Origin of the sequence: Serratia sp. JUb9, assembly GCF_014298095.1 — a bacterium.
Classification (GTDB): domain Bacteria; phylum Pseudomonadota; class Gammaproteobacteria; order Enterobacterales; family Enterobacteriaceae; genus Serratia_B; species Serratia_B rhizosphaerae.
On sequence record NZ_CP060416.1, the window covers coordinates 238,914 to 263,023 of the forward strand.

Annotated in this window: 20 protein-coding genes and 1 pseudogene; 9 read left to right on the plus strand and 12 right to left on the minus strand. The window is 57.7% G+C overall.

Annotated elements, in window-relative coordinates:
• The first annotated feature begins 203 nt into the window (after positions 1–203).
• The 5 genes and pseudogenes from HF675_RS01060 (at position 204) to HF675_RS01080 (ending at position 3,006) form a co-directional block, all read left to right on the plus strand.
• On the plus strand, positions 204–1,052 hold the full coding sequence (locus HF675_RS01060) for a YPO3983 family protein (RefSeq protein WP_187043927.1): 849 nt from the start codon (positions 204–206) through the stop codon (positions 1,050–1,052).
• On the plus strand, positions 1,039–1,500 hold the full coding sequence (locus tag HF675_RS01065; protein ID WP_187043928.1) for a DUF943 family protein: 462 nt from the start codon (positions 1,039–1,041) through the stop codon (positions 1,498–1,500). The genes HF675_RS01060 and HF675_RS01065 overlap by 14 nt, the downstream gene beginning before the upstream one ends.
• A 72-nt stretch (positions 1,501–1,572) precedes the next feature.
• Positions 1,573–2,000, plus strand: a pseudogene (locus tag HF675_RS01070) (DUF943 family protein).
• Positions 2,001–2,085: 85 nt separating this feature from the next.
• Entirely contained in the window at positions 2,086–2,517 is a 432-nt protein-coding gene (locus HF675_RS01075) for a DUF943 family protein (RefSeq protein ID WP_187044676.1), read from the plus strand.
• Between the two features lie 42 nt (positions 2,518–2,559).
• Positions 2,560–3,006 (plus strand): DUF943 family protein, encoded by a 447-nt coding sequence (locus HF675_RS01080; RefSeq protein ID WP_187043929.1) that lies wholly within the window; start codon positions 2,560–2,562, stop codon positions 3,004–3,006.
• Positions 3,007–3,078: 72 nt separating this feature from the next.
• On the opposite strand, the gene glpD is transcribed toward HF675_RS01080, so the two are convergent.
• The 5 genes from glpD to malT all read right to left on the minus strand — a co-directional run bounded on the left by glpD (position 3,079) and on the right by malT (position 9,827).
• The gene (gene glpD, locus HF675_RS01085; protein WP_105232955.1) at positions 3,079–4,587 is read right to left on the minus strand and encodes a glycerol-3-phosphate dehydrogenase; all 1,509 of its coding nucleotides are present in this window, start codon (positions 4,585–4,587) and stop codon (positions 3,079–3,081) included.
• A gap of 268 nt (positions 4,588–4,855) precedes the next feature.
• On the minus strand, positions 4,856–5,614 hold the full coding sequence (locus HF675_RS01090) for a DeoR/GlpR family transcriptional regulator (protein WP_015962228.1): 759 nt from the start codon (positions 5,612–5,614) through the stop codon (positions 4,856–4,858).
• A gap of 97 nt (positions 5,615–5,711) precedes the next feature.
• Positions 5,712–6,548, minus strand: a complete 837-nt coding sequence (gene glpG, locus HF675_RS01095; RefSeq protein ID WP_105232954.1) for a rhomboid family intramembrane serine protease GlpG — start codon at positions 6,546–6,548, stop codon at positions 5,712–5,714.
• A gap of 152 nt (positions 6,549–6,700) precedes the next feature.
• Entirely contained in the window at positions 6,701–7,030 is a 330-nt protein-coding gene (glpE, locus tag HF675_RS01100) for a thiosulfate sulfurtransferase GlpE (protein ID WP_111737913.1), read from the minus strand.
• A gap of 82 nt (positions 7,031–7,112) precedes the next feature.
• Entirely contained in the window at positions 7,113–9,827 is a 2,715-nt protein-coding gene (gene malT / locus HF675_RS01105; RefSeq protein WP_187043930.1) for an HTH-type transcriptional regulator MalT, read from the minus strand.
• A gap of 385 nt (positions 9,828–10,212) precedes the next feature.
• Between malT and malP the strand changes: the two genes are divergently transcribed.
• Both malP and malQ read left to right on the plus strand, forming a co-directional pair.
• Positions 10,213–12,618, plus strand: a complete 2,406-nt coding sequence (malP, locus tag HF675_RS01110; protein WP_105232951.1) for a maltodextrin phosphorylase — start codon at positions 10,213–10,215, stop codon at positions 12,616–12,618.
• Between the two features lie 9 nt (positions 12,619–12,627).
• Positions 12,628–14,715: a 4-alpha-glucanotransferase gene (gene malQ, locus HF675_RS01115; RefSeq protein ID WP_187043931.1), complete on the plus strand. Its 2,088-nt coding sequence runs from the start codon at positions 12,628–12,630 to the stop codon at positions 14,713–14,715.
• A 49-nt stretch (positions 14,716–14,764) separates the two neighbouring features.
• On the opposite strand, the gene nfuA is transcribed toward malQ, so the two are convergent.
• Positions 14,765–15,340: a Fe-S biogenesis protein NfuA gene (gene nfuA / locus HF675_RS01120; protein ID WP_015962222.1), complete on the minus strand. Its 576-nt coding sequence runs from the start codon at positions 15,338–15,340 to the stop codon at positions 14,765–14,767.
• Between the two features lie 58 nt (positions 15,341–15,398).
• A complete protein-coding gene (gene gntX, locus HF675_RS01125) occupies positions 15,399–16,082 on the minus strand; it encodes a DNA utilization protein GntX (protein WP_111737909.1) in 684 nt (227 codons plus the stop codon).
• A gap of 38 nt (positions 16,083–16,120) precedes the next feature.
• Between gntX and bioH the strand changes: the two genes are divergently transcribed.
• Together bioH and HF675_RS01135 are read left to right on the plus strand one after the other, a co-directional pair.
• The gene (gene bioH / locus HF675_RS01130; protein ID WP_105232948.1) at positions 16,121–16,897 is read left to right on the plus strand and encodes a pimeloyl-ACP methyl ester esterase BioH; all 777 of its coding nucleotides are present in this window, start codon (positions 16,121–16,123) and stop codon (positions 16,895–16,897) included.
• A 255-nt stretch (positions 16,898–17,152) separates the two neighbouring features.
• On the plus strand, positions 17,153–17,437 hold the full coding sequence (locus tag HF675_RS01135; protein ID WP_015962219.1) for a YdgH/BhsA/McbA-like domain containing protein: 285 nt from the start codon (positions 17,153–17,155) through the stop codon (positions 17,435–17,437).
• Positions 17,438–17,475: 38 nt separating this feature from the next.
• Here the strand turns inward: HF675_RS01135 and HF675_RS01140 are convergent, their stop codons facing one another.
• The 5 genes from HF675_RS01140 to greB form a co-directional block, all read right to left on the minus strand.
• Positions 17,476–17,715, minus strand: a complete 240-nt coding sequence (locus HF675_RS01140; protein WP_105232946.1) for a FeoC-like transcriptional regulator — start codon at positions 17,713–17,715, stop codon at positions 17,476–17,478.
• Positions 17,715–20,036: a Fe(2+) transporter permease subunit FeoB gene (feoB, locus tag HF675_RS01145; RefSeq protein ID WP_187044677.1), complete on the minus strand. Its 2,322-nt coding sequence runs from the start codon at positions 20,034–20,036 to the stop codon at positions 17,715–17,717. The genes HF675_RS01140 and feoB overlap by 1 nt, the downstream gene beginning before the upstream one ends.
• Positions 20,037–20,080: 44 nt before the next feature.
• The gene (gene feoA, locus HF675_RS01150; RefSeq protein ID WP_105232945.1) at positions 20,081–20,305 is read right to left on the minus strand and encodes a ferrous iron transporter A; all 225 of its coding nucleotides are present in this window, start codon (positions 20,303–20,305) and stop codon (positions 20,081–20,083) included.
• Between the two features lie 592 nt (positions 20,306–20,897).
• Positions 20,898–23,228 (minus strand): Tex family protein, encoded by a 2,331-nt coding sequence (locus tag HF675_RS01155; protein WP_111737908.1) that lies wholly within the window; start codon positions 23,226–23,228, stop codon positions 20,898–20,900.
• A 155-nt stretch (positions 23,229–23,383) separates the two neighbouring features.
• The gene (gene greB, locus HF675_RS01160) at positions 23,384–23,857 is read right to left on the minus strand and encodes a transcription elongation factor GreB (protein ID WP_105232943.1); all 474 of its coding nucleotides are present in this window, start codon (positions 23,855–23,857) and stop codon (positions 23,384–23,386) included.
• Between the last annotated feature and the right edge of the window lie 253 nt (positions 23,858–24,110).

Below are 24,110 nucleotides of genomic sequence, written 5' to 3' on the forward strand. Positions count from 1 at the left end.
TCATGGCGTAATTATTTAAGCCCGCTAATTAGCGGGCTTTTTTATTTTAGCTGTTTATATTAATCACTCATGTTATTTAAATAAATAAGTCGTTATTTTTTTATAGGAAATAATACTACGCCAGTGTTTACATTTTATTCGCTACGGGATTATTATGCCGGCGGAAAGATCATAATGGACGATCGCACAAGGAATGTATCACTATGTCGGCATTACAATTCCCCTGCACTATATTTAAAACCAAAAATATAATGGATGATTATGGTGCATATGATATGCGCTGCGGAGATTTATCCGCAGCGCAATTAAAAACACACTTTCATTTAGGCGATGTCTCCACGCGGGTTAATCCCTATACCCTGACGCAGCTCACGCCGTTTAACCAGCCGCATTCGCGCTTTTATGGCATGCGCGGGCAGGGGACTACGCTCACCCGGCAGGAGTGCGCCAGAATTCTCTTTGATGAATTCCGCCAGTTATCCCGTCTCTTTGCACTCTATGGCCCCTATAAACACCTGATTGAACAGATGATCAGCCATATGCAGCACGGCAACGGCACGCCGTTTAGCAGCCCACATCTGAATACCGCGTTAAAGGAGCAGATTTTGGGGGATAAGGATAAAGAAAATAGTACGCGTTTACTCTTGGAGGATGTGTTTAACCAACATATAAATTGGAGAGATAAATGTTATCCGTTAAAACATAAGAGTGAACTCGGTGGAGCTATCCTTGGTAGTAAACTTCCTAAATTTGATCGGTTTCAGGATAACTTTAATGGTATGGGGATCACTGTACATGATACCTGGTCTACGCATATCACGGTAAAATCACTGCAGGTTGATAGCGAGAGTTACCGCGCACTGGTGCACTATCGGGTACAGGATCATTTTGGTCTGGATGATGACGATATCAGGAAGGTTAAGTTTAACCAGTTTCGTTTCTTCCGTATCTGGTTTGTACTCCAGCGCTACAACCAGTTTGGTTTTCGGCCATTTATGACTAATATGGAAGCAACGATAGAGATTTCGGGGAGACGTAATGAAAAAAGGTAAAAATATTCTGTATGCACTGATATTGATGGGTGCCATACTATCAAGTTATATATTCTGGCTAACATTAAATCCAGTGGAAATTGTTGCTGTTCATCAGAGAGGTAACTATAGTGACGTACTGACGAAAAATTTCCCCTTTACTGATAAAGGGAAAATAAAATGGTGGCTAAAAAATAAAGAAAAAATGAAAGAAAATTATGATATTCCACAGCCTGCATCCTATGGATTTTTCACAATTATCTTTTGGGATTTTGGTGATGGTTATAAAGAAGCAGGGAAGTATGACAGAATGTGTTTTGATGATATGAAAGATAAAGCGAACTGCATCGATAAAAACAAGATATTCACTGTTAAAAATGATAGGAACGGTGATGTTATATTTGCCTTTGGCGATGGACGCTACCGTATGGGAAAAGATGGTGAAATCGTTAAGCTCAGGCGTGAATGAAAATTAATGAACGGATCATCAGAGAAGAGATAGGGAAATATTATGAGGGTAAATAGATTATCTCTACCACTGATGTTATTGGCTTTTTTAATGTCAATGTTAGCTTTTTGGTGGAGCCTACGTTCGGTAGAAATTGTTGCTGTTCATCATAAAAATGAATTTAGTGCGGTTTTAGTTCACCATTTCCCCATTACGGATAAAGGTAAAATAGACTGGTGGATAAAAAATAAAGATAGATTAAAGAATGAGTATAAGATACCTAACCCTGCATCAGATGGTTTCTTTTCTATTACCTTTTGGGATTTTGGTGATGGTTATAAAGAAGCTGGAAAGTATGATCGGCGTTGCTTTGACGATATGCCAACCAAGAAAAAATGTATAGAAAAAACAAGGAATTTATTGTGTCAAATGAAAGAAATGGTGATACATCATTTATAACTAATGGTGATGAGTATCACATGAAGAGTAATGGTGACATTATAAAAGTCGGCGTTGATTGATAAAGTAATGAAAAATATTTTTATTGATTGGTTTTATATTCGCGATAAGGTTTATTTCGGGCGGGGTAGTCATTTTATACGCGTTATGATATATGCCGCCATGGCACTTTGTGGTTTTTTTCTTTGGTGCTATCTACAGCCGGTAGAGATTATTGCTATTCACCAGAGGGAGAACTATAGCGATGTGTTGGTGAAAAATTTTCCTTTTACAGATAAAGGAAAAATAAATTGGTGGTTAGATAATAAAAATAACCTAAAAGAAAAATATGGCATTCCTAAACCAGATTCGGATGGATTCTTTACTATTATATTTTGGGACTTTGGTGAGGGTTACAAAGAGGCGGGGAAGTATGACCGAATGTGTTTTGAGGACATGAAGGGAAAATCAAATTGCATAGATAAAAACAAAGAATTAACGGTTGAAAATGACAGGTATCACGATATTTTATTTACTGTAAGTAGTGGTATGTATCGTATGAAAAAGAGTGGTGATATTACAAGGTATTATCTTGATTGACTTATATTAAAGTCTAATGGTGGTTTAATTAACAGTACAGCTATGGACAGATTTTTGTGCGCATCTATTTTATTTGTCAGCTATATATTCTGGCGTTCTCTACAACCGGTGGAGATCGTTGCCGTTCATCCAAGGAACAACTTCAGCGATGTGCTGGTGAATAATTTTCCCTTTACAGATAAAGGAAAGGTCAATTGGTGGCTGGATAATAAAGATAAATTAAAAGAAAAATATGACATCCCTAACCCCGCTTCCTATGGACTTTTTACTATTGTTATCTGGAAATTTGGTGAGGGTTACAAAGAGGCGGGGAAGTATGACCGAATGTGTTTTGAAGATATGAAAGAAAAGAGAAACTGTATTGATAAAAATGTGTTGTTCATCATTTCTAATGACAGGAATAACGATATGTTATTTGTAGGGGATAATGGAACCTATCGCCTAAACAAAAACGGTGAAATAACCAAACTCAAACGCGAGTCGGATTAATTCACCGTTGATATCAGCGAGACGGCTATTGGCCGCGTATCACAGCCAATCTTGCCCCCGGCCTTTACCGGCTTAGGAAGCCAGCGACAGCGCTTTGGCTTTTGCGCGTTCCGCCAGCCACTCGCTGACGCGCGCCTGTTGCGCTTCGTCCAGCCACATGCCGAGTTTGGTGCGGCGCCAGATGGCGTCTTTCAGCTCCACCACCCACTCTTTCTCCACCAGGTAGCGCAGCTCCGCTTCGTACAGGCCGTGGCCGAAGTCTTCGCCCAGATCCGCCAGGCTGTTGGCGCCGGACAGAATCAGTTCGCTGTGGCTGCCGTAGGTACGGGCATAGCGGCGCGCCAGCGCTTCCGGCAACCAGCCGTGTTCACGGCGCAGTTTGGCTGCGTAGCTGTCGCGGTCGCCGCCGATGTCGCCACCCGGCAGGGTGCCGTTCTTGGTCCAGGCCGGGCCGGCTTCCGGATAATAGTGCGCCAGTTTTTCCATCGCGTGTTCTGCCAGCTTGCGATAGGTGGTCAGCTTACCGCCGAAGACCGACAGCAGCGGCGCCTGGCCGTTATCGTCATGCACGTCCAGCGTGTAATCACGGGTGATGGCCTGCGGTGAATCGGACTCATCGTCGCACAGCGGACGTACGCCGGAGTAGGTCCAGACGATATCGTCACGGCCGTACTGTTTCTTAAAGTGGTCGTTATACACTTTCAGCAGGTAGTTGATTTCGTTATCGTCAATCTTCACGTCTTTCGGATCGCCGTGATATTCCACATCGGTGGTGCCGATAATCGAGAACTCATCCATCCACGGGATCACAAAGACGATACGGTTGTCTTCGTTCTGCAGAATGTAGGACTGCGGCTGGTTATGCGCCTTCGGCACCACGATATGGCTGCCTTTGATCAGGCGGATGCCATAGGGTGATTTCAGCTTGAGGCCGTCGTCGAAGAAGTTTTTCACCCACGGGCCGGTAGCGTTAACCAGGCCTTTGGCGCGCCAGGTGAAGGTTTTACCGCTGTCGATATCGGTCGCTTCCACCATCCACATGCCGTTCTCACGCCATGCGCGGGTCACTTTGGTGCGGGTACGCACTTCGCCGCCGCGTTCCACCACTTCCTGCGCGTTCAATACCACCAGACGCGCATCGTCGACCCAGCAGTCGGAATATTCGAAACCGCGCTTCAGTTCCGGCTTCAGTACGGATTCTGGGCCAAAACGCAAACTCTTGCTGCCCGGCAGGCTGGTGCGTTTACCCAGGTGATCGTACAGGAACAGGCCGGTACGGATCATCCAGGCCGGACGCAGGTGTGGCTGGTGCGGCAGGCGGAAGCGCATTGGGAAGGCGATATGCGGCGCCAGTTTCAGCAGCACCTCACGTTCAGCCAGCGCTTCGCTCACCAGACGGAATTCATAGTGTTCCAGGTAGCGCAGGCCGCCGTGGATCAGTTTGGAACTGGCGGAAGACGTAGCACAGGCCAAGTCTTGCGCTTCCAGTAGCAGTACGGACAGGCCGCGCCCGGCAGCATCCGCCGCGATGCCGGCACCGTTGATGCCGCCACCGATAACGATCAAGTCTTTGGTTTCCACGTCATCTTCCTCCAGATGTTCGAAATAGCTCTTTTATGTTCGTTTTCGCTCATCATTGTAATCAAAAACCAACAAACAAGCCAAGAGTTAACCAAACAAAAACATTCACGCGTGATAAAGATAACAGTTTAGCGACTATAGGCACATAAAGTGAGTGGATTTAACCCACAGGATAAGGCGCCGGCAAACGGGCGACGGGAGGATAACGGGAGGGCGTTGTTCAGCCCCCTTCCGGGCGGAAGGGGGAATCAGAGCTGAGTGAGGAGACTCAGCACAGTTCCAGCTGTACGTCGTACTGCTCGATGATTTTCATGACGCCGGGCGGCGGCAGCTGGTCGGTAAACAGATAGTCGATCAGATTCATATTGCCCAGGTTGACCATCGCGTTGCGGCCGAACTTGGAGTGGTCGGTAACCAGCATGACGCAGCGCGAGTTTTCAATAATGGCGCGCTTGGTGCGCACTTCATGGTAGTCGAATTCGAGTAGTGAGCCGTCCATATCAATGCCGCTGATGCCGAGGATGCCGTAATCGAGGCGGAACTGTGAGATAAAGTCCAGCGTCGCTTCACCCATAATGCCGCCGTCGCGGGTACGCACTTCGCCGCCGGCCAGGATCAGGCGAAAATCCTCTTTGGCGGTGAGCAGGGTGGCGACGTTCAGGTTGTTGGTGACGACGCGCAGGTTCTTATGGTTCATCAGCGCGTGCGCCACGGCTTCCGGCGTGGTGCCGATATCGATAAACAGAGTGGCGCCGTCCGGGATCTGGCTGGCGACGCGCTGGGCGATGCGGTCTTTTTCCTCTGACCACATCACCTTACGGTCATGGTAGGCGGTGTTCACGGAGCTGGACGGCAGTGCGGCGCCGCCGTGGTGGCGCTGAATTTTATTTTGATCGGCCAGGTCGTTCAGATCGCGGCGAATCGTCTGTGGGCTGACGTCAAAATGCTCCACCAGTTCTTCAGTGCTGACGTAACCTTGCAGACGGACCAGCTCGATAATTGCGTCGTGACGCTGTGTTTGTTTCACGGTAATCCCCTAATACGCCGATATACCCGTCGGGTGAAGTTTGCCGAATTTTTTACCCGTAATCTTTTGATAGGTAAAGGTATAGTGTTATTGAGCGTTATTGTTCGTTGTGCGCGCGATGACGCGTGTCCCAAAATGCCATCAGCAACCCTAACACTAAACCGGCCACGTGTGCCGCGTTGGCGATCGACATTCCTAAAATATCGAAGTAGCCGGCGACCAGCCACAGTACGGAAAATATCATCAGGCCGCGCGGCAGCATCAGCCCGCGCTCCGGCGCCCGTTCGCCGCTGAGCCAGCTATAGCCCATCAGCGCATAGACTACGCCGGACAGGCCGCCAAACAGCGCCCCGCTGAACAGCGATTGCGCCCAGCCGCTGAAGAAGGCCGACACCACGGCCAGCACAAACAGTTTACCGGCGCCGAGGCGTTTTTCCATCGGCCCGCCGAGGTACCACCACCAGAGCAGGTTAAAGGCGATGTGCAGCAGTGAGAAGTGAAGAAACGCATGGCTGATCCAGCGCCACAGCTGCGTATATTGCTCGCTGTTCTGCGGCCAGGAGAGCCAGTACATCACGCTGTCGTCGCCCACTACCTGCATCAGCACATACACCAGAATACACAGCGCCATCACGCTCAGGGTCAGCGGGCCGGCCTTGCTGCGGATAATCTGCAGGTAGGAGTCGTGCGGATAGTGCAGCTCGGCGGCGGTGCCGCCGGTTTGCCAGCTGGCGGCCTGATAGCGGCGGTTGAGCGGGTCGCGCATAAACTGCTGCAGTTCGTGTTGTACCTGTTCCAGCCGCGGTTCATCCGCCAGCCAGATCTCTGCGCTGTCCTGGCCGTGGCGCAGTTCCAGCGTAATGCCCTGCGTCGCCATATAGTCGACAAACGCCAGTGCCAGGCGGGGATTGGATACGGCGATCACTCTAATCATAAGTAGGGAGTTTCCGTCTTGCGTCGATGCGTTGTGGCCGTTGCAGATACCGGCGATGGCTGATTATAACGTTGAAACCCGATGTCGCAGCACCGACCTGTGGAAAATCGTGCAGGCAGGGGAAAGAACAGGGCGCTGGCGCGCCCTGATGATTATTCGGCGGAGGTTTCCACATCCTGCGGGTATTGACGCAGCCAGGCCTCAAAGCCGCCGTCGATGCTGTACACCGCATCAAAACCCTGATTCAGCAGATACTGCGCAGCGCCGCGGCTGCTGTTGCCGTGGTAGCACATCACCATCACCGGACGATCGAAATCGTTTTGCTGCATAAAGGTTTGCAGCGTGGCGTTGGTGAGATGAAATGCGCCCGGCGTATGCCCGGCGGCGAAACTCTGCGGATCGCGGATATCGACCAACGCCGCGCTGCCGTCTTGCCAGCGGCCGTGCGCCTGCTCAACATTGATCGCTTCAAACTGTTCCATGACTTCCAATTGCCTCGTAATTAGGGGACGCCGGCATTGTAACCAATTCCGCGCGCATAAAGACCAGACTAACACTGTGCCTTTATGCGCCGTATCCCATCATCTGCAGCAGCCGCTGCGCCTGCTGCACCGCTTCCTGCCGGTGGGCGACCCCCAGTTTCTGATACAGATTGCGGATATGCGTTTTGATGGTGGTGGCCGCCACCGCCAGCTCGCCGGCGATTTGGTCGTTGCTGTAACCGGAATAAATCAGCCCGAGCACCTGCCATTCGCGCTGGGTGAGCGGGCTGGTGCGGATAAGCTCAGGCACCTGCGGGTGCGTCAGCAGCTTATCGACGAAATTCTCGTCAAAATGCGCGAATTTATGCCGGTGATGCTGGTTGATATCGCGCAGAATGCGCTGGGCGCGGTGCTGTTCCAGCTCCGGCAGCGTATTGAGCTGGATCAGCTGGCGCAGCTGCTGCGCCATGGCTTCGCCCTCAATCACAAAGTGGCTGATAAAGCCGGTGCGGTTGGCCAGCGTCAGCGCTTCGATCAGGGCGCGCTGGGCGTCGCTTTTACGCTCGGTCTGCCAGTAAAGCTGGTTGCTCAGCAGCAGGTTACGGTTGAGATCGCTGATCAGCCGCAGCCGGCGGGCGTTATCGTTCAGCTCGTCCAGCACCACTTCGGCCTCCTGATAGCGGCCAAGCAGAATCTGCACCCGGGCGATATTGCGCCACTGTCCCTGGGTGAAATGGTTGTCCGCCATGGCGGGCTTTTCGCACTGGCTCAGCCAGCGCGCGGCGGCGGCGGTGTCGCCGGTCATCTGCCAGTGGATGATGCGCGGTTTATCGGCATTGGTCAGCCAGTCGCGGTGATACTGCGCACCGTGCTGCAGGGTTTCGCAGCGCTGCAGATAGGCATGGGCGTTATCCAGATCGCCGCGCGCCAGCGAGCATTTCGCCAGCATGGCAAGGCACTGCAGCTGTTGCTGGGGCTGGTAGTTGGCCAGCACCGTCAGGCCCAGCCGGGCGGTGTCCTCCGCCTCATCCAGCCGCGACCATGACCACAGGATCTGCGCGCGGATGCGCAGCAGAAATTCATGCATCGGCAGCTGTTCCAGATGCTGCTCGCGGATCAGTTCGAACGCTTTATCCTGAGTTTCGTATGCCGCCTGCAGGAACCCCTGGGCGATAAGAATTTCGCTCTGCTGCAGCAGCGCCCACAGCGCGTAGTGATAGGTCTGATGGCGGCGGGCCATCTGCTCGGTCTGCTGCATCATCGGCAGGGCGCGCGTCAGCTCGCCTTTGCAGTGGTGAATCTCGCCGGTGACCGAAGTGGCGACGATGCGGCTGTAGTAACTGGATAGCGGCAGGTGCTTCAGCGCCTGCGTCGCCAGCCGCTCCGCCTCGTCCGGTTTGCCGGCGTTGATCGCCACCTGCGCCCGCAGCGCGTCGAATTCGGCACGCAGCGTCGCGTCGACGGCGATCTGCTGCTCGCGCATTGCCTGCTCGGCCCGCTCCAACTGGGTGTTGACCTCAATATAGCGGTGCTGGCTCTGCGCCAGCCAGGCCTGCAGCAGCGCCAGTTTGGGGTTCTGGATCAGGCGCTCGTAAGGCAGGGCGTTCAGGCACTCCTCCAGCAGCGCCAGTTCGCTGTGGTGGAACAGCGACCAGGCGTGCTGCAGCAGAATATCGCGCAGCATGCTGATGTCGTTGGCCGCCAGCGCATGGTGAATGGCTTCGGCCGGGTAGCCGAGCGCCAGCCAGCCTTCGGCGGCGGCGCGGTGCAGCCCCGGCAGCTCCAGTGCCAGCTCCCACTGGCAGCGTTGGCGCAGGAAGGAGGCAAACAGCGGGTGGAAGTTAAACCATTCGCCGGTATCGTCCATGCGGTGGATAAACATGCCCTGCCGCTCCAGCTCCTCCAGCCGCTGCTGACCGTTGTCCTCGCCGGTCAGGCGCACAATCAGCGCGTCGTTCATCGAACGCAGCACCGAGCAGCGCAGCAGGAAGGCGCGCGCGCTGGCGTCGACGTGATCCAGCACCTCATCCACCAGATAATCGGCCAGATGGCTGGCGTTCAGCCCGGCCAGTCGTTTCGCCGACTGCTGCGCCGAGGCGCTGGACTGCCGGGCCGACAGGGCAATCAGCTGCAGTGCGGTGGCCCAGCCGGCGACCTCATCGCACAGGCGGCTGCTGTCCTGCTGCGCCAGCGGCGCGGGCAGCCGGCAGTCGAAAAACTGTTTGGCTTCCAGATGGTTAAACGCCAGTTGCTGGCTGCCCAGCTCCAGCAGCTGATCGCGCACCCGCAGGTTGGCGATCCCCAGCGGCGGCAGCGTGCGGGACAGCAGAATCAGGGTCAGATTTTCAGGCTGATGGCGCAGGAAAAAGCGCATGGCTTCGTGAATGACGTCGTTGGTGATCAGGTGGTAATCATCAATCACCAGATACAGCGGCTGATGCCAGTCCGCCAGTTCGATAAACAGCTGGCCAAACAGCGCGGACAGGCTGGCGTACTGATGCTTTTGGCTGAGTGCCTCGCTTTTGACGCATTGCCCGCCGGTCGCCTGCTGCAGCGCGGCGATCAGGTAGCTGGCGAAGCGCTCCGGCTGGTTATCGCTCTCATCCAGCGAATACCAGCCCAGCTCGCCCTTGGCCGCCGCCCACTGGGCGATCAGGGTGGTTTTCCCGTAGCCGGCCGGGCTGTTGACCAGCGTCAGGCGATAGTTGGCCGCGCCGGCCAGTTTCGCCAGCAGGCGATCGCGTACCACGGTATTTTGCAGCCGTACCGGGCGGCTCAGTTTTGATGGGATCAGCATAGTCGTCCAGATATAAAGCGCGGTTCCTGCCGCCGAAATCTGCCCGCAGGGGTCGTTGAAACGCGTTTTGCCCGCAGGGGTTGGAGAGACGATTAATTATTTTATAGCGCGTAATTAATCACCTTGTTTAACTTCTGCCAACGTTAAGCGTAATGCAACAAGCTTCCGTTTTGGCTTGGCGGGAAGTTGCAGTCGATCACACTTTTTTACATCTCGGCGTCAGCGTTTTTCATCGCGCCCGGTGGCTGGCACAGTGCCGCAGATCACACTTTCAGCTACGCCCCAATCCTCCTCCCCAGCTAATCCCCGGGCGGGATGATGTTCCGTTTTTCTCCGCCCGGCAGGATAGCCGACATTGACTTACTTATCGGATAGAGAGCCTCCTATGTCACAGCCTACGCTTAAAAAGGACGTTTTTCTGGCGGCACTGACCCGCCAGTGGCAGCACCTCGGACTGCGTTCCGCCCAGCAGATGACGCCGCACCAGTGGTGGCAGGCGGTCAGCGGCGCGCTGGCCGAACAGCTGGCGGCGCAGCCTGCCCCCGTGCGGCAGGACAGCGCGCAGCGCCATGTGAACTATATTTCGATGGAATTTCTGATTGGCCGCCTGACGGCCAATAACCTGATCAATCTGGGCTGGTATGACACGGTGGCGGCGGCGCTGGAGGAGCAGGGGATTCAACTGGCGGACGTGCTGGAGCAGGAAACCGATCCGGCGCTGGGCAACGGCGGGCTGGGGCGGCTGGCCGCCTGTTTCCTCGATTCGATGGCGACGGTAGGGCAGCCGGCGACCGGCTACGGGCTGAACTACCAGTACGGGCTGTTCCGCCAGTCGTTCAGCGGCGGGCAACAGCAGGAAGCGCCGGACGACTGGCAGCGCGAGAGTTACCCGTGGTTCCGTCACAATGCCGCGCTGGCGGTGGATGTCGGCATCGGCGGTGAGCTGGAAACCCTGGCGGACGGCCGCGAACTGTGGCGACCGGCGCAGGTGCTGCGCGGCGAAGCCTGGGATCTGCCGGTGGTGGGCTACCGCAACGGCGTCAGCCAGCCGCTGCGCCTGTGGCAGGCCACGCATGCGCAGCCGTTTGATCTGGGCGCGTTTAACGACGGTGACTTCCTGCTGGCGGAGCAACAGGGCGTTGACGCCGCCAGCCTGACCAAGGTGCTGTACCCGAATGATAACCATCAGGCGGGCAAACGCCTGCGCCTGATGCAGCAGTACTTCCAGTGCGCCTGCTCGGTGGCGGATATTCTGCGTAAACACCATCAGGCCGGGCGACGCATTGAAGAGCTGGCGGACTATGAAGTGATTCAGCTCAATGACACCCACCCGACCATCGCCATCCCGGAAATGCTGCGCATTCTGCTGGATGAACACCAGCTGGCCTGGGATGACGCCTGGCGCATCACCAGCCGCACTTTCGCCTATACCAACCATACGCTGATGCCGGAGGCGCTGGAGTGCTGGGATGAAGAGCTGGTGCGCAGCCTGCTGCCGCGCCACTTCTCGATAATCAAACAGATTAACGCCAACTTCCGCCAACGGGTGGAGCAGCAGTGGCCGCAGAACGAGGCGGTATGGGCCAAACTGGCGGTGCACTATGACAAGCAGGTGCGCATGGCCAACCTGTGCGTGGTCAGCGGCTTTGCGGTCAACGGCGTGGCGCAGCTGCATTCGGATCTGGTAGTCAAGGATCTGTTCCCGGAGTATCACCAGCTGTGGCCGCAGAAATTCCATAACGTCACCAACGGCATTACGCCGCGCCGCTGGCTGAAGCAGTGTAATCCGGCGCTGTCGGCGCTGATCGACAGCCGGCTGCAGAAAGAGTGGGCGAGCGATCTCGACGCGCTGCAGGGGCTGGAGCAGTACGCCGACGATGCCTCCTTCCGCCAGCAGTACCGGCAGATAAAGCGCGACAACAAGGTGGCGCTGGCCAACTATGTGCACGGCGTGATGGGGCTGAAACTGGATCCGGACGCGATTTTCGACGTACAGATCAAGCGCCTGCATGAATATAAGCGCCAGCATCTGAACCTGCTGCATATTCTGTCGCTGTATCGCCAGCTGCGCGATAACCCGAACCTGGAAATGGCGCCGCGGGTGTTCCTGTTCGGCGCCAAGGCCGCGCCGGGCTACTACCTGGCGAAGAACATCATCTATGCGATCAATCAGGCGGCGGAGAAGATCAATAACGATCCGCAGGTGAAGGATCGTTTGAAAGTGGCGTTTATCCCGGACTATCGCGTCTCCGTGGCGGAGCTGATGATCCCGGCGGCGGATCTGTCCGAACAGATCTCCACCGCGGGCAAAGAGGCCTCCGGCACCGGCAATATGAAGCTGGCGCTGAATGGCGCGCTGACCATCGGCACGCTGGACGGCGCCAACGTGGAGATTGCCGAGCAGGTTGGCGCGGACAATATCTTTATCTTCGGTAACACCGTGGAACAGGTGAAGGCGTTGCAGGCCGGCGGTTACGATCCGCTGCGTTACCGGCAGCAAGATGCGCAGCTGGATGCGATTCTCACCGAGCTGGAAAGCGGCGCATTGAGTCACGGTGATAAGCAGGCGTTTGAAATGATGCTGCACAGCCTGCAGGCCGGCGGCGATCCTTATCTGGTGCTGGCGGACTTTGCCGACTATTGCCAGGCGCAACAGCGGGCCGACCGGCTGTATCGCGATACGCAGGCGTGGACGCGCAGCGCCATTCTCAATACGGCGCGCGTCGGTATGTTCAGTTCGGATCGGTCGATTCGCGATTATCAGCAGCGCATCTGGCAAACCCGGCGTTAAGGAGAGTGAATGGATCGTAACAGCATCGACCGTGTGGCGGCGCAGGCGGGCATTATGGCCGACTATGTCAATGCCCACGGCCAGCAGCAGGCCATCACGCCGGAAAGCAAGCGCGCTTTGCTGGCAGCGATGAACAGCAAAGCGGCGTCGGCCGGCGAAGCGCCGCTGCCGCCGGTAAAAGTGTTTTTCCAGCGTCAGCCGATCGTGCTGCCGCTGGCGGGCAGCGGCGAATATGGCTGGGAGCTGATCCGCGAAGACGGCGTCCGGCTGCAGGGGCGCGCCGGCGCTGGCAAGACGTTTACCCTGCCTGCCGGGGAACTGCCGCTCGGCTATCATCAGCTGCGTTTAACGCAGCAACAGCAGAGCTGGCAGTGCCGGCTGATTATCGCCCCCAGACGCTGTTATGAACCGGACGCGCTGCTGACCGGTAAAAAACTGTGGGGCGCCTGTGTGCAGCTGTATACGCTGCGTTCCGACAGCAACTGGGGTATCGGCGATTTCGGCGATCTGCGGCGGATGGTGACGGAGGTGGGTGAGCGCGGCGGCGCGTTCGTCGGGCTGAACCCGATTCATGCCCTCTATCCGGCAGATCCAAACAGCGCCAGCCCGTACAGTCCGTCATCGCGGCGTTGGCTGAACGTGGTGTATATCGACGTCAACGCGGTGGAGGACTTCCAGCTCAGCGCTGCGGCGCAACGCTGGTGGCGTCAGGCGGCGACTCGTAAACAGCTGGCGGCGGCGCGTGACAGCGAATGGGTCGACTATGCGGCGGTGACCACTCTGAAGCTGACGGCGCTGCGGCTGGCCTTCAGCCAGTTCCAGACGCGGGCGGCCGATGACCCACAGCGCCAGGCGCTGCGCCTGTTTATCGCCGAGGGCGGCGACAGCCTTTATCAGCAGGCGGTGTTCGATGCCCTGCATGCCCACCTGTGCGCACAGGATCCGACGCTGTGGGGCTGGCCGGTGTGGCCGTCGGCGTACCGTCAGAGCAACGGCGAGGCGACGGCGGCGTTTTGCCGCGACAATCAGGAGGAGGTGGCGTTCTACCTGTGGCTGCAGTGGCTGGCCGCGGCGCAGTTTGCCGACTGTTTCGCCTGCTGCCGGCAGCAGCAGATGCCGATCGGCCTGTATCGCGACCTGGCGGTCGGCGTGGCGCAGGGCGGAGCGGAAACCTGGTGCGACCGCGAGCTGTATTGCCTGCAGGCGTCGGTGGGGGCGCCGCCGGATATTCTCGGCCCGCTGGGGCAAAACTGGGGTCTGCCGCCGATGGATCCGCACGTGATGGCGGCGCGCGGCTATCAGCCGTTTATCGACCTGCTGCGCGCCAACATGGCCGACTGCGGCGCGTTGCGCATCGACCACGTCATGGCGCTGCTGCGCCTGTGGTGGATACCCGCTGGCGCCACCGCCGACCAGGGCGCCTATGTCAAATATCCGCTGGACGATTTACTGGCGGTGTTGGCGTTGGAGAGCCAGCGTCAGCGCTGTATGGTGATCGGTGAAGATTTGGGGACGGTGCCGGTGGAAATTGTCGGCAAGCTGCGCGACAGCGGCGTCTATTCCTACAAGGTGCTGTATTTCGAGCGGGACGACGAAAACCGCTTCCGCGCGCCGCAGGCCTATCCGGTGCAGGCGATGGCGACTGTCACCACCCATGATTTACCGACGCTGCGCGGCTACTGGCAGGGCGATGACCTGCGGCTGGGCGCTTCGCTCGGCCTGTACCCGGACGCTGGGGTACTGGCGGGGCTGTACGCCGACCGCGAACGGGCCAAACAAGGATTGCTGGACGGCTTGCACCACTATGGCTGCGTGCCGCAGAAGGTGGGCGGCAAGGCGGCGCGGCTGGCGATGAGCCCGTTGCTGAACCGGGGGCTGCAGCGTTATGTGGCGGACAGCGCCAGCGCGTTGCTCGGCCTGCAGCCGGAAGACTGGCTGGATATGGCGGCGCCGGTGAATGTGCCGGGCACCAGTACGGAGTATCCTAACTGGCGGCGTAAGCTGTCGCAGACGCTGGAAACGATGTTTGCCGATCGGCGGATTGCGTTGCTGCTGAAAGATGTAGACCGCCGGCGGCGCAACGGTTCGGTGGGGTAGGCAGTCGGCACCATGCCGCCGTGACGGCATGGTGTCCGTGGCGGCACGCTTAGTAGTAAGAGTGCTCGCCGCGCTGGTGTTCGGTCAGATCGCGCACGCCCTTCAGTTCCGGGAACTTCTGCAGCAGCTCTTTTTCGATCCCTTCTTTCAGCGTAACGTCGACCATGGAGCAACCGTTGCAGCCGCCGCCGAACTGCAGAATGGCGAAGCCTTCATCGGTGATCTCCATCAGCGTCACGCGGCCGCCGTGGCCGGCCAGCTGCGGGTTGATTTGCGATTGCAGGACGTACTCGACGCGCTCCAGCAGCGGCGCATCGTCGTCTACTTTACGCATTTTGGCGTTCGGCGCCTTCAGCGTTAACTGCGAGCCCAACTGGTCAGTAACGAAGTCGATTTCGGCGTCTTCCAGAAACGGCGCGCTGATCTCATCAACGTAGGCCGACAGTTTGTCGAACTTCAGTTCGGTGTCCGTCGCTTCTACCGCGTCAGGCGGGCAATAAGACACGCCGCACTCGGCCGTCGGCGTACCCGGATTGATCACGAACACGCGGATCTGGGTGCCTTCCTCTTGATTTGCCAGCAGTTTGGTAAAATGTTCCTGTGCAGCATCTGTTATACGAATCATAGCATTAGCTCAATAGTTGACTTCTATAGTAGGTTATAATACGCCCATTATTCCGGCACTACAATGTGCGGCAAATACACCATATCTGTAATGAGGCGACGCCCTGCGCCTGCAGCAGCGCGGCGATTTCCGCCGCCGTACTGCCGGTGGTTACCACATCATCCAGCAGGACGACGTGCCGCCCGGCCAGATTATCCTCACAGCGAAAGGCGCCGCGCAGATTGCGTTTGCGCTGTCGTGCCGTCAGGCGCTGCTGTGCGGCGGTGGCGCGTATGCGCCGCAGCGCCTGCGGGCGATATTCACAGCCCAGCCAGCGGGCCAGCGGCGCCGCCAACAGTTCGCTCTGATTATAGCCGCGTCGCCAGCGGCGCATTTTCTGTAAGGGTACCGTTAAAATCATCTCGGGTCTGTTCAGATATTGCTCTCGGCGCAGGTGCAGCCAGCGCAGTAGCAACAGCCTGGCCAGCAGCGGCGCCAGCTCCGGACGGCGTTGAAACTTGAGCTGCTTAATCAGTCGGCTCAGCGGGCTGACATAGTCGGCGACGAACACCAGCCGCTGCCAGGGCGGCGTTTTTTGCAGGCAGCGGCCGCAGGGGTAACGGGTGTCGCCGGCAGGCAGGCCACAGCACGGACAGCAGGGCGGCGGCATGGGCAGCTGGCGCAGGCAGTAGCTGCAGATACCGTGTTGCGCCAGGCGCAAAGGCTGCCGGCATAGCCAACAGCGGCTGCGGATTGTTAGCATAGCGTCCTCCGTGACGAGTCAAACAAGGACAATAACTGATGACAGCGCTGTACTGGCAAACAATGGGTGAAGGCGATCGCGATCTTGTGCTGTTGCACGGCTGGGGGCTGAACGCCGAGGTCTGGGGTTGCGCGCTGACGCGACTGGCGCCGCATTTCCGGCTGCACCTGGTGGATCTGCCCGGCTATGGGCGCAGTCAGGGCTTTGGGGCGTTGACGCTGGCGCAGATGGCGGACGTTGTGCTGGCGCAGGCGCCGCAGCAGGCCTGGTGGCTGGGCTGGTCGCTCGGCGGGCTGGTTGCCAGCCAGGTCGCCCTGACGCAGCCGCAGCGGGTCAACGGTCTGATTACCGTGGCGTCGTCGCCGTGTTTCTCCGCCCGCGACGACTGGCCGGGGATTCGTCCCGAAATATTAAGTGGTTTCCAGCATCAGCTGAGCGAGGATTTTCAGCGCACGGTGGAGCGCTTCCTGGCGCTGCAGACGCTGGGTACCGAGAGCGCCCGCCAGGACGCCCGTACGCTGAAATCGGTGGTGCTGAATCAGCCGATGCCGAGCGTGGAGGTATTGAACGGCGGGCTGGATATTCTGCGCACCGCTGATTTGCGCCGTCAGTTGGCCGATGTGCGCTGCCCGCTGCTGCGTATTTACGGCTATCTGGACGGTTTGGTGCCGCGCAAAGTGGCGGCGCTGGTGGATGAACTGGCACCGGACTCCCGCTCGGTGGTGGTCGCCAAGGCGGCGCATGCGCCGTTTATCTCGCATCCCGATGAGTTTGCCGACCTGATCCTGCGCTTTGTCGGCGACGGCGCACTTTGATCCAGCGCAACGCCCGACTAAAAATATCGGCGATAACTGGCTAAAAAACCAAGCTGTCCGATACTGAATAAGTCAATGTGTTGGCTGCAAATGAAAGCGCTCTGTAGCCGCTCTTTTATATCGGCGCTCAGTCTCTGGGTGAGGGGGAACGTCAGGGAAATGGCGAACCTCCGGGCGTCGCGGCAGCCTGTTGTCACAAGGTGTTTATTTTGACGACCTGAATAACGTATAAATTATCCATTGAGAGGTAGAGTTATGAAATCATTGAAGATGATCGTTGCTGCTCTGGTTGTGGGTTCCGTGTCTTTCAGCACCATGGCGGCCACGCTGCTGACGCAAGAAGATCTGGATAAGAATCCGGGAAAATACGAGAAGATCGGTACGGTGAGCACCACGGCGGAAACCACTTCGCCGATGGACGCGAAAGAGAAGCTGTCCAAACTGGCCGATGAGAAGGGCGGGCAGTATTACGTGGTGATCGCGGGCCGCGAGCACGGCAAATTCAGCGCCATCGCCGATGTGTATAAAGACAAACAGTAATTGCTGATTAACCGGGGGCGCATGGCCGCGCCCCTGGCTCACGCCTTCAGCCGATAGACCCGCGTCGTACAGGCTTTCCCTTCCGGACAATGTTTGCAGGCGCCGCTCAGACAGCCGCCGTCATCCATAACGCGGCATTCTGCTTTACCCAACGCAATTAAGCGATCGAGCATGGCCTGCACCAGCGGCAACGGCGCGTTCAACTGCCGGCTGAGCTGCTGTGCCTGAGCGCTGCCGCAGATCGCCAGCGCATCGCGCACCTGCAGCAGGCTGGCCATCAGTGACACGCCTTCTGTGAGGATTGGCAGCAGTCGCCGCCCGTTGTGGCGACGCTGCGCAGCCTGACGGTGACGCGGCTGCGGGCTTTACGCAGGCCGAACAGCACCAGCAGGTTGACCACCACCACCGCAGCCAGACAGAGCAGGCTGTACTGAGGATGCTGGCTGAAGGTGGCAATCTGGTAAAACAGCGTCGCCAGCGAATAGGCGATGTTCAGCCCCCACAGAATGGAGAAGGTCATCCAGCCGCGGCTGGATTCGCGGGCGATGGCCCCCATAACCGAGACGCACGGCACGTACAGCAGCACGAAGATCAGGTAGCTGTAGGCGGAAACCGGCGTGCCGAATTTGCTGCTCATGGTGCCCATCGAACTGACGCCCATTTCGCCGTCGCCTTTACTGGCTTCGATCGGGTTGGACAGGACGCTGAGGCTGAAAGTGTCTTTCAGCCCCTGCCAGGTTTCCTGCAGCGCCGCGTGCAGCTCATCCAGCAGGTTGAAGTTTTCGGCATCAAACGCTTCGTGAGTGATGTGTTCAGCGGTGTACAGCGTGTTCAGCGTGCCCACCACCACTTCTTTCGCCATCGCGCCGGTCACCAACCCGACGGTAGCCTGCCAGTTATCGCCGTGCACGCCCATTGGCTGCAGCAGCGGTGTCAGCACTTTGGAGACCGAGGCCAGCGCGGAATCATTGATGCTGTCCACCGGCTTGCCGCTGAAGGAGAAGCTGTTCAGGCCGCCGATAAAAATGCTGGCGATGACGATCACCTTGCCGGCGCGCAGCACGAAGCCTTTCAGCCGTTGCCAGGTTTGCAGCAGCAGGCTTTTCAGGTGCGGCACGTGATACACCGGCAGTTCCATCACAAACGGCGAGGCTTCGCCGCGCATAATGGTGTATTTCAGCACCAGACCGGTCAGGATCGCCACCAGAATGCCCAGCAGATACAGCGAGAACACCACGCCGGCGCCGTGCTGGCCGAAAAAGGCTGCGGCGAACACGGCGAAAATCGCCAGTCGGGCGCCGCAGGACATAAACGGCGCCATCATGATGGTGATCAGCCGTTCGCGCTGCGCATCCAACGTGCGGGTGCCCATAATTGACGGCACGTTGCAGCCAAAGCCGACAATCAGCGGCACAAAGGATTTGCCCGGCAGGCCCAGCGCCTGCATCAGCCGGTCCATCACGAACGCGGCGCGCGCCATGTAGCCTGAATCCTCAAGGAATGACAGGAATAGGTACATCATGCCGATTTGCGGCACCAGCGGCAGCACGGTGTTGATGCCGCCGCCGACGCCCTGCGCCAGGAAGATCGTCAGCCATTCCGGGGCATGCAGGGTATAACCGAGCCATTGAATCCCCTGAATAAACAGGGCGGCCGAGCCAAGATCGAAAATCGGCTGCAACGCGCCGCCGATATTGATGGCCAGCAGGAACATCAGGTACATCACCAGTAGGAAGATCGGTACGCCCAGCCAGCGGTTGAGGATCACGCTATCCAGCATGTCGGTCAGCCGGTTCGGCCGCGCCTGCTGTGCATCGCTGACGCTGTCGCAGATGGCGGCGATGGACTGGTAGCGCGCATCGGCAATCACCAGCGCCGGATCCTCCTGTTGCTGTTGCTCCAGCGAATGTCGGGCCGCCGGCAGCAGCGCGGCGGCGTCGCCCGCCAACTGGTGACTGTAAATATCGCCTTCGAGCATCTGCAACGCCAGCCAGCGGCGCTGCCCGTTCGGCAGCGTCTCGGGCATGGCGGCGCTGAGGGCGTCGACTTCCTGCAGCAGCAGCGGCGGGTAGCTGACCAGCGCGGTGAGCTGGTTGAACTGGTGGTTATCGATGATCTGTTTGAGCACGCCGATGCCGTCGGCCTTGGTGGAAATCATCGGCACCACCGGGCAGCCGAGCCGTGCCGACAGGGCGGCGACATCAATATGGATATGCTGGCTGCGGGCGATATCCAGCATGTTCAGCGCCAGAATGCAGGGGATACCCAGCTCCAGCAGCTGCAGCGTCAGATAAAGATTGCGTTCAAGGTTAGAGGCGTCGACCACGTTGATCAGTAAGTCGGCGTCGCCGCTGAGGATGTAATGGCAGGCAATTTGCTCATCCAGCGAGGTTTGTTCGGAGATGGTGGTCAGTGAATAGGTGCCGGGCAGATCAACCAGCGTGACCCGCGATTGTGGCGTAGTGAACTGACCCTCTTTGCGTTCTACCGTCACCCCTGCCCAGTTGCCGACCCGTTGACGGGCGCCGGTGAGCTGGTTGAACAGCGTGGTTTTCCCTGAATTCGGATTGCCGATTAAGCCAATGGTGAGTGTTTTCATCATTATTTTTCATGCCGCATGAGAGTGTCGATGACGGCCCGGCGTTACGGTTGCGCTTCAAGCGCCAGCAGGGCGAGATCTTTTTTACGTAATACCAGGCTGACGCGTCGGGTCTTTATTTCTATCGGGTCACCGAGCGGGGCAACGCGAATCACGTCGAATAATGAACCGGGCAACATGCCGAGCGATAAAAGTTTTTGTCGATAGGCCGGGCTGATTTCAGGCGAAAAACCGGCGATCTTATAAGAGCGTTTGGGCTGTAGATGCATATGACCTGCTTGATTTTTCTGGGCGCGCTGAGCGTTTACGCCAACGCGTCGGGCATTGAATACGGCGGCCGCCGACACCGCTTCAGGTCGCTGCCGATAAGAGATAAACACGTACAAGAATAATAGTGAGAACGATTATCCAATTCAATACGGATAGTGTGGCTATTGGTAACGATTCGTTATCGACTGCATGCGGTATGCCGTTACTTGTATCACCTGGCTGACGGCGCGGCAAATGAGGTAAATGCGTTAAATTTATTAAAAATTCACATCCACTTTTTCTTATTTGAGCGTGGTGTGAACTTGGCGTGAGGATATGATGCTGCCTTGCTACATCGGTGAAATTATCATTAACAGGGCCTGGTGCTGCCAATGGCGTTAACGCATTGTGTTATGGCAGAAATAAGCGCCATGAAAGCGGAATGTTAATGAAAATGTGAATGAGAACGTGTTTGACCGTGCGCATAGGGTGAAGAGAGAGACCGGTAACGGGCGGTGAAAAAATAGCGCCGGAGTTGCGGCAGGTCAAAAAAATGCGGGTTTTATCTAAAACAGGCGGAGCCGGACGGCCCCGCCTGAGACGCTGCGGCGGTTAACGCTTTTTGCCGAACGCAGCCGCCAGCGCATCGCCCATGGCGCTGTTGCCGGCCGGGGCGTTGTTGCGCGCTTTTGGCCGCTGGGCCTGCTGGCGCGATGCGCTATCGCGATCGCGCGCCGGCGCGGAACCGCCGCGTCGCGGCGAACCTTCGCCCGGCTGCTCGTCCAGGCGCATGCTCAGCGCGATGCGCTTACGCTGCAGATCCACTTCCATCACCTTCACCTTGACGATGTCGCCGGCTTTCACCACGGTGTGCGGATCTTCGACGAACTTGTCGGCCAGTGAAGAGATGTGCACCAAACCATCCTGATGGACGCCGATATCGACGAAAGCGCCGAAGTTGGTCACGTTGGTCACCGACCCTTCCAGGATCATGCCCGGCTGCAGGTCGTTCAGCGTTTCCACACCGTCGGCAAAGGTAGCGGTTTTGAACTCAGGGCGCGGGTCGCGGCCCGGTTTTTCCAGCTCCTTCAGGATATCGGTCACGGTCGGCACGCCGAACTGCTCGTCGGTGAAGTCGCTGGCCTTCAGGCCGCGCACCGTGCTCGGGTTGCCCATCAGATCCTGCAGCGCCTGCTGGGTGGCGGCCAGAATACGCTCCACCACCGGGTAGGTTTCCGGGTGCACGGTCGAGGCGTCCAGCGGGTTGTCGCCGTGGTTAATACGCAGGAAGCCGGCGCACTGTTCAAAGGCCTTCGGCCCCAGGCGGCTGACTTTCAGCAACTGTGCGCGGTTGTTGAAGCGGCCGTTCTCGTCGCGCCAGCTGACGATGTTCTGCGCCATGATGCGCGTCAGACCGGCAACGCGGGTCAGCAGCGGCACCGACGCGGTGTTCAGGTCGACGCCGACGGCGTTTACGCAGTCCTCAACGACGGAGTCCAGCTTTTTCGCCAGCTGGCTTTGGCTGACGTCGTGCTGATATTGACCGACGCCGATGGATTTCGGCTCGATTTTCACCAGCTCCGCCAGCGGATCCTGCAGACGGCGGGCGATGGACACCGCGCCGCGCAGCGACACATCGAGGTTCGGGAATTCCAGCGCCGCCAGCTCCGAGGCGGAGTAGACCGAAGCGCCGGCTTCGCTGACGATCACTTTCTGCGCCTTGACCGCCGGGAACTGCTTTTGCAGCTCGGCAAAGAAGCGCTCGGTTTCACGAGAGGCGGTGCCGTTGCCGATCGCCACCAGTTCGACGTTATGTTTGGTGCACAGCGCGGCGACCGCGGCAGCGGCTTTGGCGGCCTGGCCGGTGTGTGGATAAACGGTATCGGTCGCCACCAGTTTGCCGGTGGCGTCGACCACCGCCACTTTGACCCCGGTGCGCAGGCCCGGATCGAGACCCATGGTGGCGCGCATGCCGGCCGGCGCCGCCATCAGCAGGTCATGCAGGTTGCGGGCAAAGACGTTGATGGCTTCATCTTCGGCGCGCTCGCGCACCGTGCCCATCAGTTCGGTTTCCAGATGCAGCAGCACCTTGATGCGCCAGGTCCAGTTGACTACCGCCTTGCGCCAGGCGTCCGCCGGCGCGTTGTTCAGCCGCAGATCCAGATGGCTGATGATGATCTGCTCCGCCTGGCTTTCACGCGGCGCTTCGTCGAACTGCGGGTCGGCATTCAGCGACAGCTGCAGAATGCCTTCGTTGCGGCCGCGGAACATTGCCAGCGCGCGGTGCGAAGGCACCTGGGCGATTGGTTCGTGATGGTCGAAGTAGTCGCGGAATTTCGCGCCTTCCTCTTCTTTACCTTCCACTACCTTGGCGACCAGATGGGCGTTCTTCCACAGGTAGTTACGCACTTTGGCCAGCAGCGCGGCGTCTTCAGCGAAGCGTTCCATCAGGATATAGCGTGCGCCGTCCAGCGCCGCTTTCACATCCGCCACGCCTTTGTCGGCGTCGACAAACCGTTCCGCCAACTGTTCCGGCTGCTGTTGCGGATCCTGCCACAGCGTATCGGCCAGCGGCTCCAGACCGGCCTCAATGGCGATCTGGCCGCGGGTGCGGCGTTTCGGTTTGTAGGGCAGGTACAGGTCTTCGAGTTCGGTTTTGCTCAGCGTGGCGTTAATCGCGCCCGCCAGTTCGTCGCTCAGCTTGCCCTGATCGTCAATGGATTTGAGGATGGTCTGGCGGCGATCTTCCAGTTCACGCAGATAACCCAGGCGGGTTTCCAGCTGGCGCAGTTGGGTGTCGTCCAGGCCCCCGGTGACTTCCTTACGATAGCGTGCGATAAACGGCACGGTATTACCTTCATCCAGCAGGCGGATTGCGGAGTCGACTTGCTCCGGACGCGCCTGCAGCTCTGTTGCAATAATGCGGCTCAGTGGCTCATTCATAAGTCTGGTATCTGTTAAGAACGGTGAATAAACAGGGGACAGTTATACGTACTGCCGGTGAAAAATGCCAGCGTGCCTGGCCGGCGCCGCACGGCCGCTGCGCCGGCAGCGCAGGGCGGTGCTGGCGTGAGGCAAGGTTCGGAATAGGCTGAAATTTATTTAACGTATTCAATCTGATTGACGTACCACAGCGCTTCGCCGAGCGGCGTGTTGACGGTAACGGCGTCGCCGACCTCTTTTTTCAGCAGGGCACGTGCCATCGGCGCGTCGATGGAGATGTAATCTTTGCGGCCGAAAATCTCGTCGTAGCCGACGATGCGAAAGCGTTTTAGGTCGCCGTCGTCGTTTTCCACCTCAACCCAGGCGCCGAAGAAGACTTTGCCTTCCTGCTGCGGCGAGTAGTCGACGATTTTCAGCTGTTCCAGGCATTTGGTCAGATAGCGCACCCGGCGGTCGATCTCCCGCAGGCGCTTTTTGTTGTACTGGTAGTCGGCGTTTTCGCTGCGATCGCCGAGGCTGGCCGCCCAGGTGACCTTTTTCGTCACCTCCGGCCGTTCTTCGCGCCACAGGTAATCCAGCTCTTGTTTAAGTTTGTTATAACCTTCGCGGGTTATTAATTGAGTTCTCATCGTTACCCACCTTAATGGAACGGCCATGGGATTTTATCACGCAGATTTTCGCATAACCTGGTGTATGACGGGCATTTTATCGCAATGTGATATGCTGCGCAGCAGCGTGAATAATGACGGGGAGCCCTCCGTCCGGGTGACGAAAACAGTTGATAAATAAGCTTTGTAACAATTTCGGCTAGAATATATACCATTAATCGCTGTCCGATATGACAGGGTTTTTTAACAATATTCGCATCAGGCAATACAGCCT

Excerpts from the sequence above, each read along its gene's own strand:
- glpG (WP_105232954.1), bottom strand. The coding sequence starts at position 6,548 with ATGATTAGAGTGATCGCCGTATCCAATCCCCGCCTGGCACTGGCGTTT.
- HF675_RS01135 (WP_015962219.1), top strand. The coding sequence starts at position 17,153 with ATGAAATCATTGAAGATGATCGTTGCTGCTCTGGTTGTGGGTTCCGTG.
- HF675_RS01155 (WP_111737908.1), bottom strand. The coding sequence starts at position 23,228 with ATGAATGAGCCACTGAGCCGCATTATTGCAACAGAGCTGCAGGCGCGT.
- HF675_RS01140 (WP_105232946.1), bottom strand. The coding sequence starts at position 17,715 with ATGGCCAGCCTGCTGCAGGTGCGCGATGCGCTGGCGATCTGCGGCAGC.
- bioH (WP_105232948.1), top strand. The coding sequence starts at position 16,121 with ATGACAGCGCTGTACTGGCAAACAATGGGTGAAGGCGATCGCGATCTT.
- greB (WP_105232943.1), bottom strand. The coding sequence starts at position 23,857 with ATGAGAACTCAATTAATAACCCGCGAAGGTTATAACAAACTTAAACAA.
- HF675_RS01075 (WP_187044676.1), top strand. The coding sequence starts at position 2,086 with ATGATATATGCCGCCATGGCACTTTGTGGTTTTTTTCTTTGGTGCTAT.
- HF675_RS01065 (WP_187043928.1), top strand. The coding sequence starts at position 1,039 with ATGAAAAAAGGTAAAAATATTCTGTATGCACTGATATTGATGGGTGCC.
- gntX (WP_111737909.1), bottom strand. The coding sequence starts at position 16,082 with ATGCTAACAATCCGCAGCCGCTGTTGGCTATGCCGGCAGCCTTTGCGC.
- malP (WP_105232951.1), top strand. The coding sequence starts at position 10,213 with ATGTCACAGCCTACGCTTAAAAAGGACGTTTTTCTGGCGGCACTGACC.
- feoA (WP_105232945.1), bottom strand. The coding sequence starts at position 20,305 with ATGCATCTACAGCCCAAACGCTCTTATAAGATCGCCGGTTTTTCGCCT.
- HF675_RS01080 (WP_187043929.1), top strand. The coding sequence starts at position 2,560 with ATGGACAGATTTTTGTGCGCATCTATTTTATTTGTCAGCTATATATTC.
- nfuA (WP_015962222.1), bottom strand. The coding sequence starts at position 15,340 with ATGATTCGTATAACAGATGCTGCACAGGAACATTTTACCAAACTGCTG.
- glpE (WP_111737913.1), bottom strand. The coding sequence starts at position 7,030 with ATGGAACAGTTTGAAGCGATCAATGTTGAGCAGGCGCACGGCCGCTGG.
- HF675_RS01060 (WP_187043927.1), top strand. The coding sequence starts at position 204 with ATGTCGGCATTACAATTCCCCTGCACTATATTTAAAACCAAAAATATA.
- feoB (WP_187044677.1), bottom strand. The coding sequence starts at position 20,036 with ATGAAAACACTCACCATTGGCTTAATCGGCAATCCGAATTCAGGGAAA.
- malT (WP_187043930.1), bottom strand. The coding sequence starts at position 9,827 with ATGCTGATCCCATCAAAACTGAGCCGCCCGGTACGGCTGCAAAATACC.
- malQ (WP_187043931.1), top strand. The coding sequence starts at position 12,628 with ATGGATCGTAACAGCATCGACCGTGTGGCGGCGCAGGCGGGCATTATG.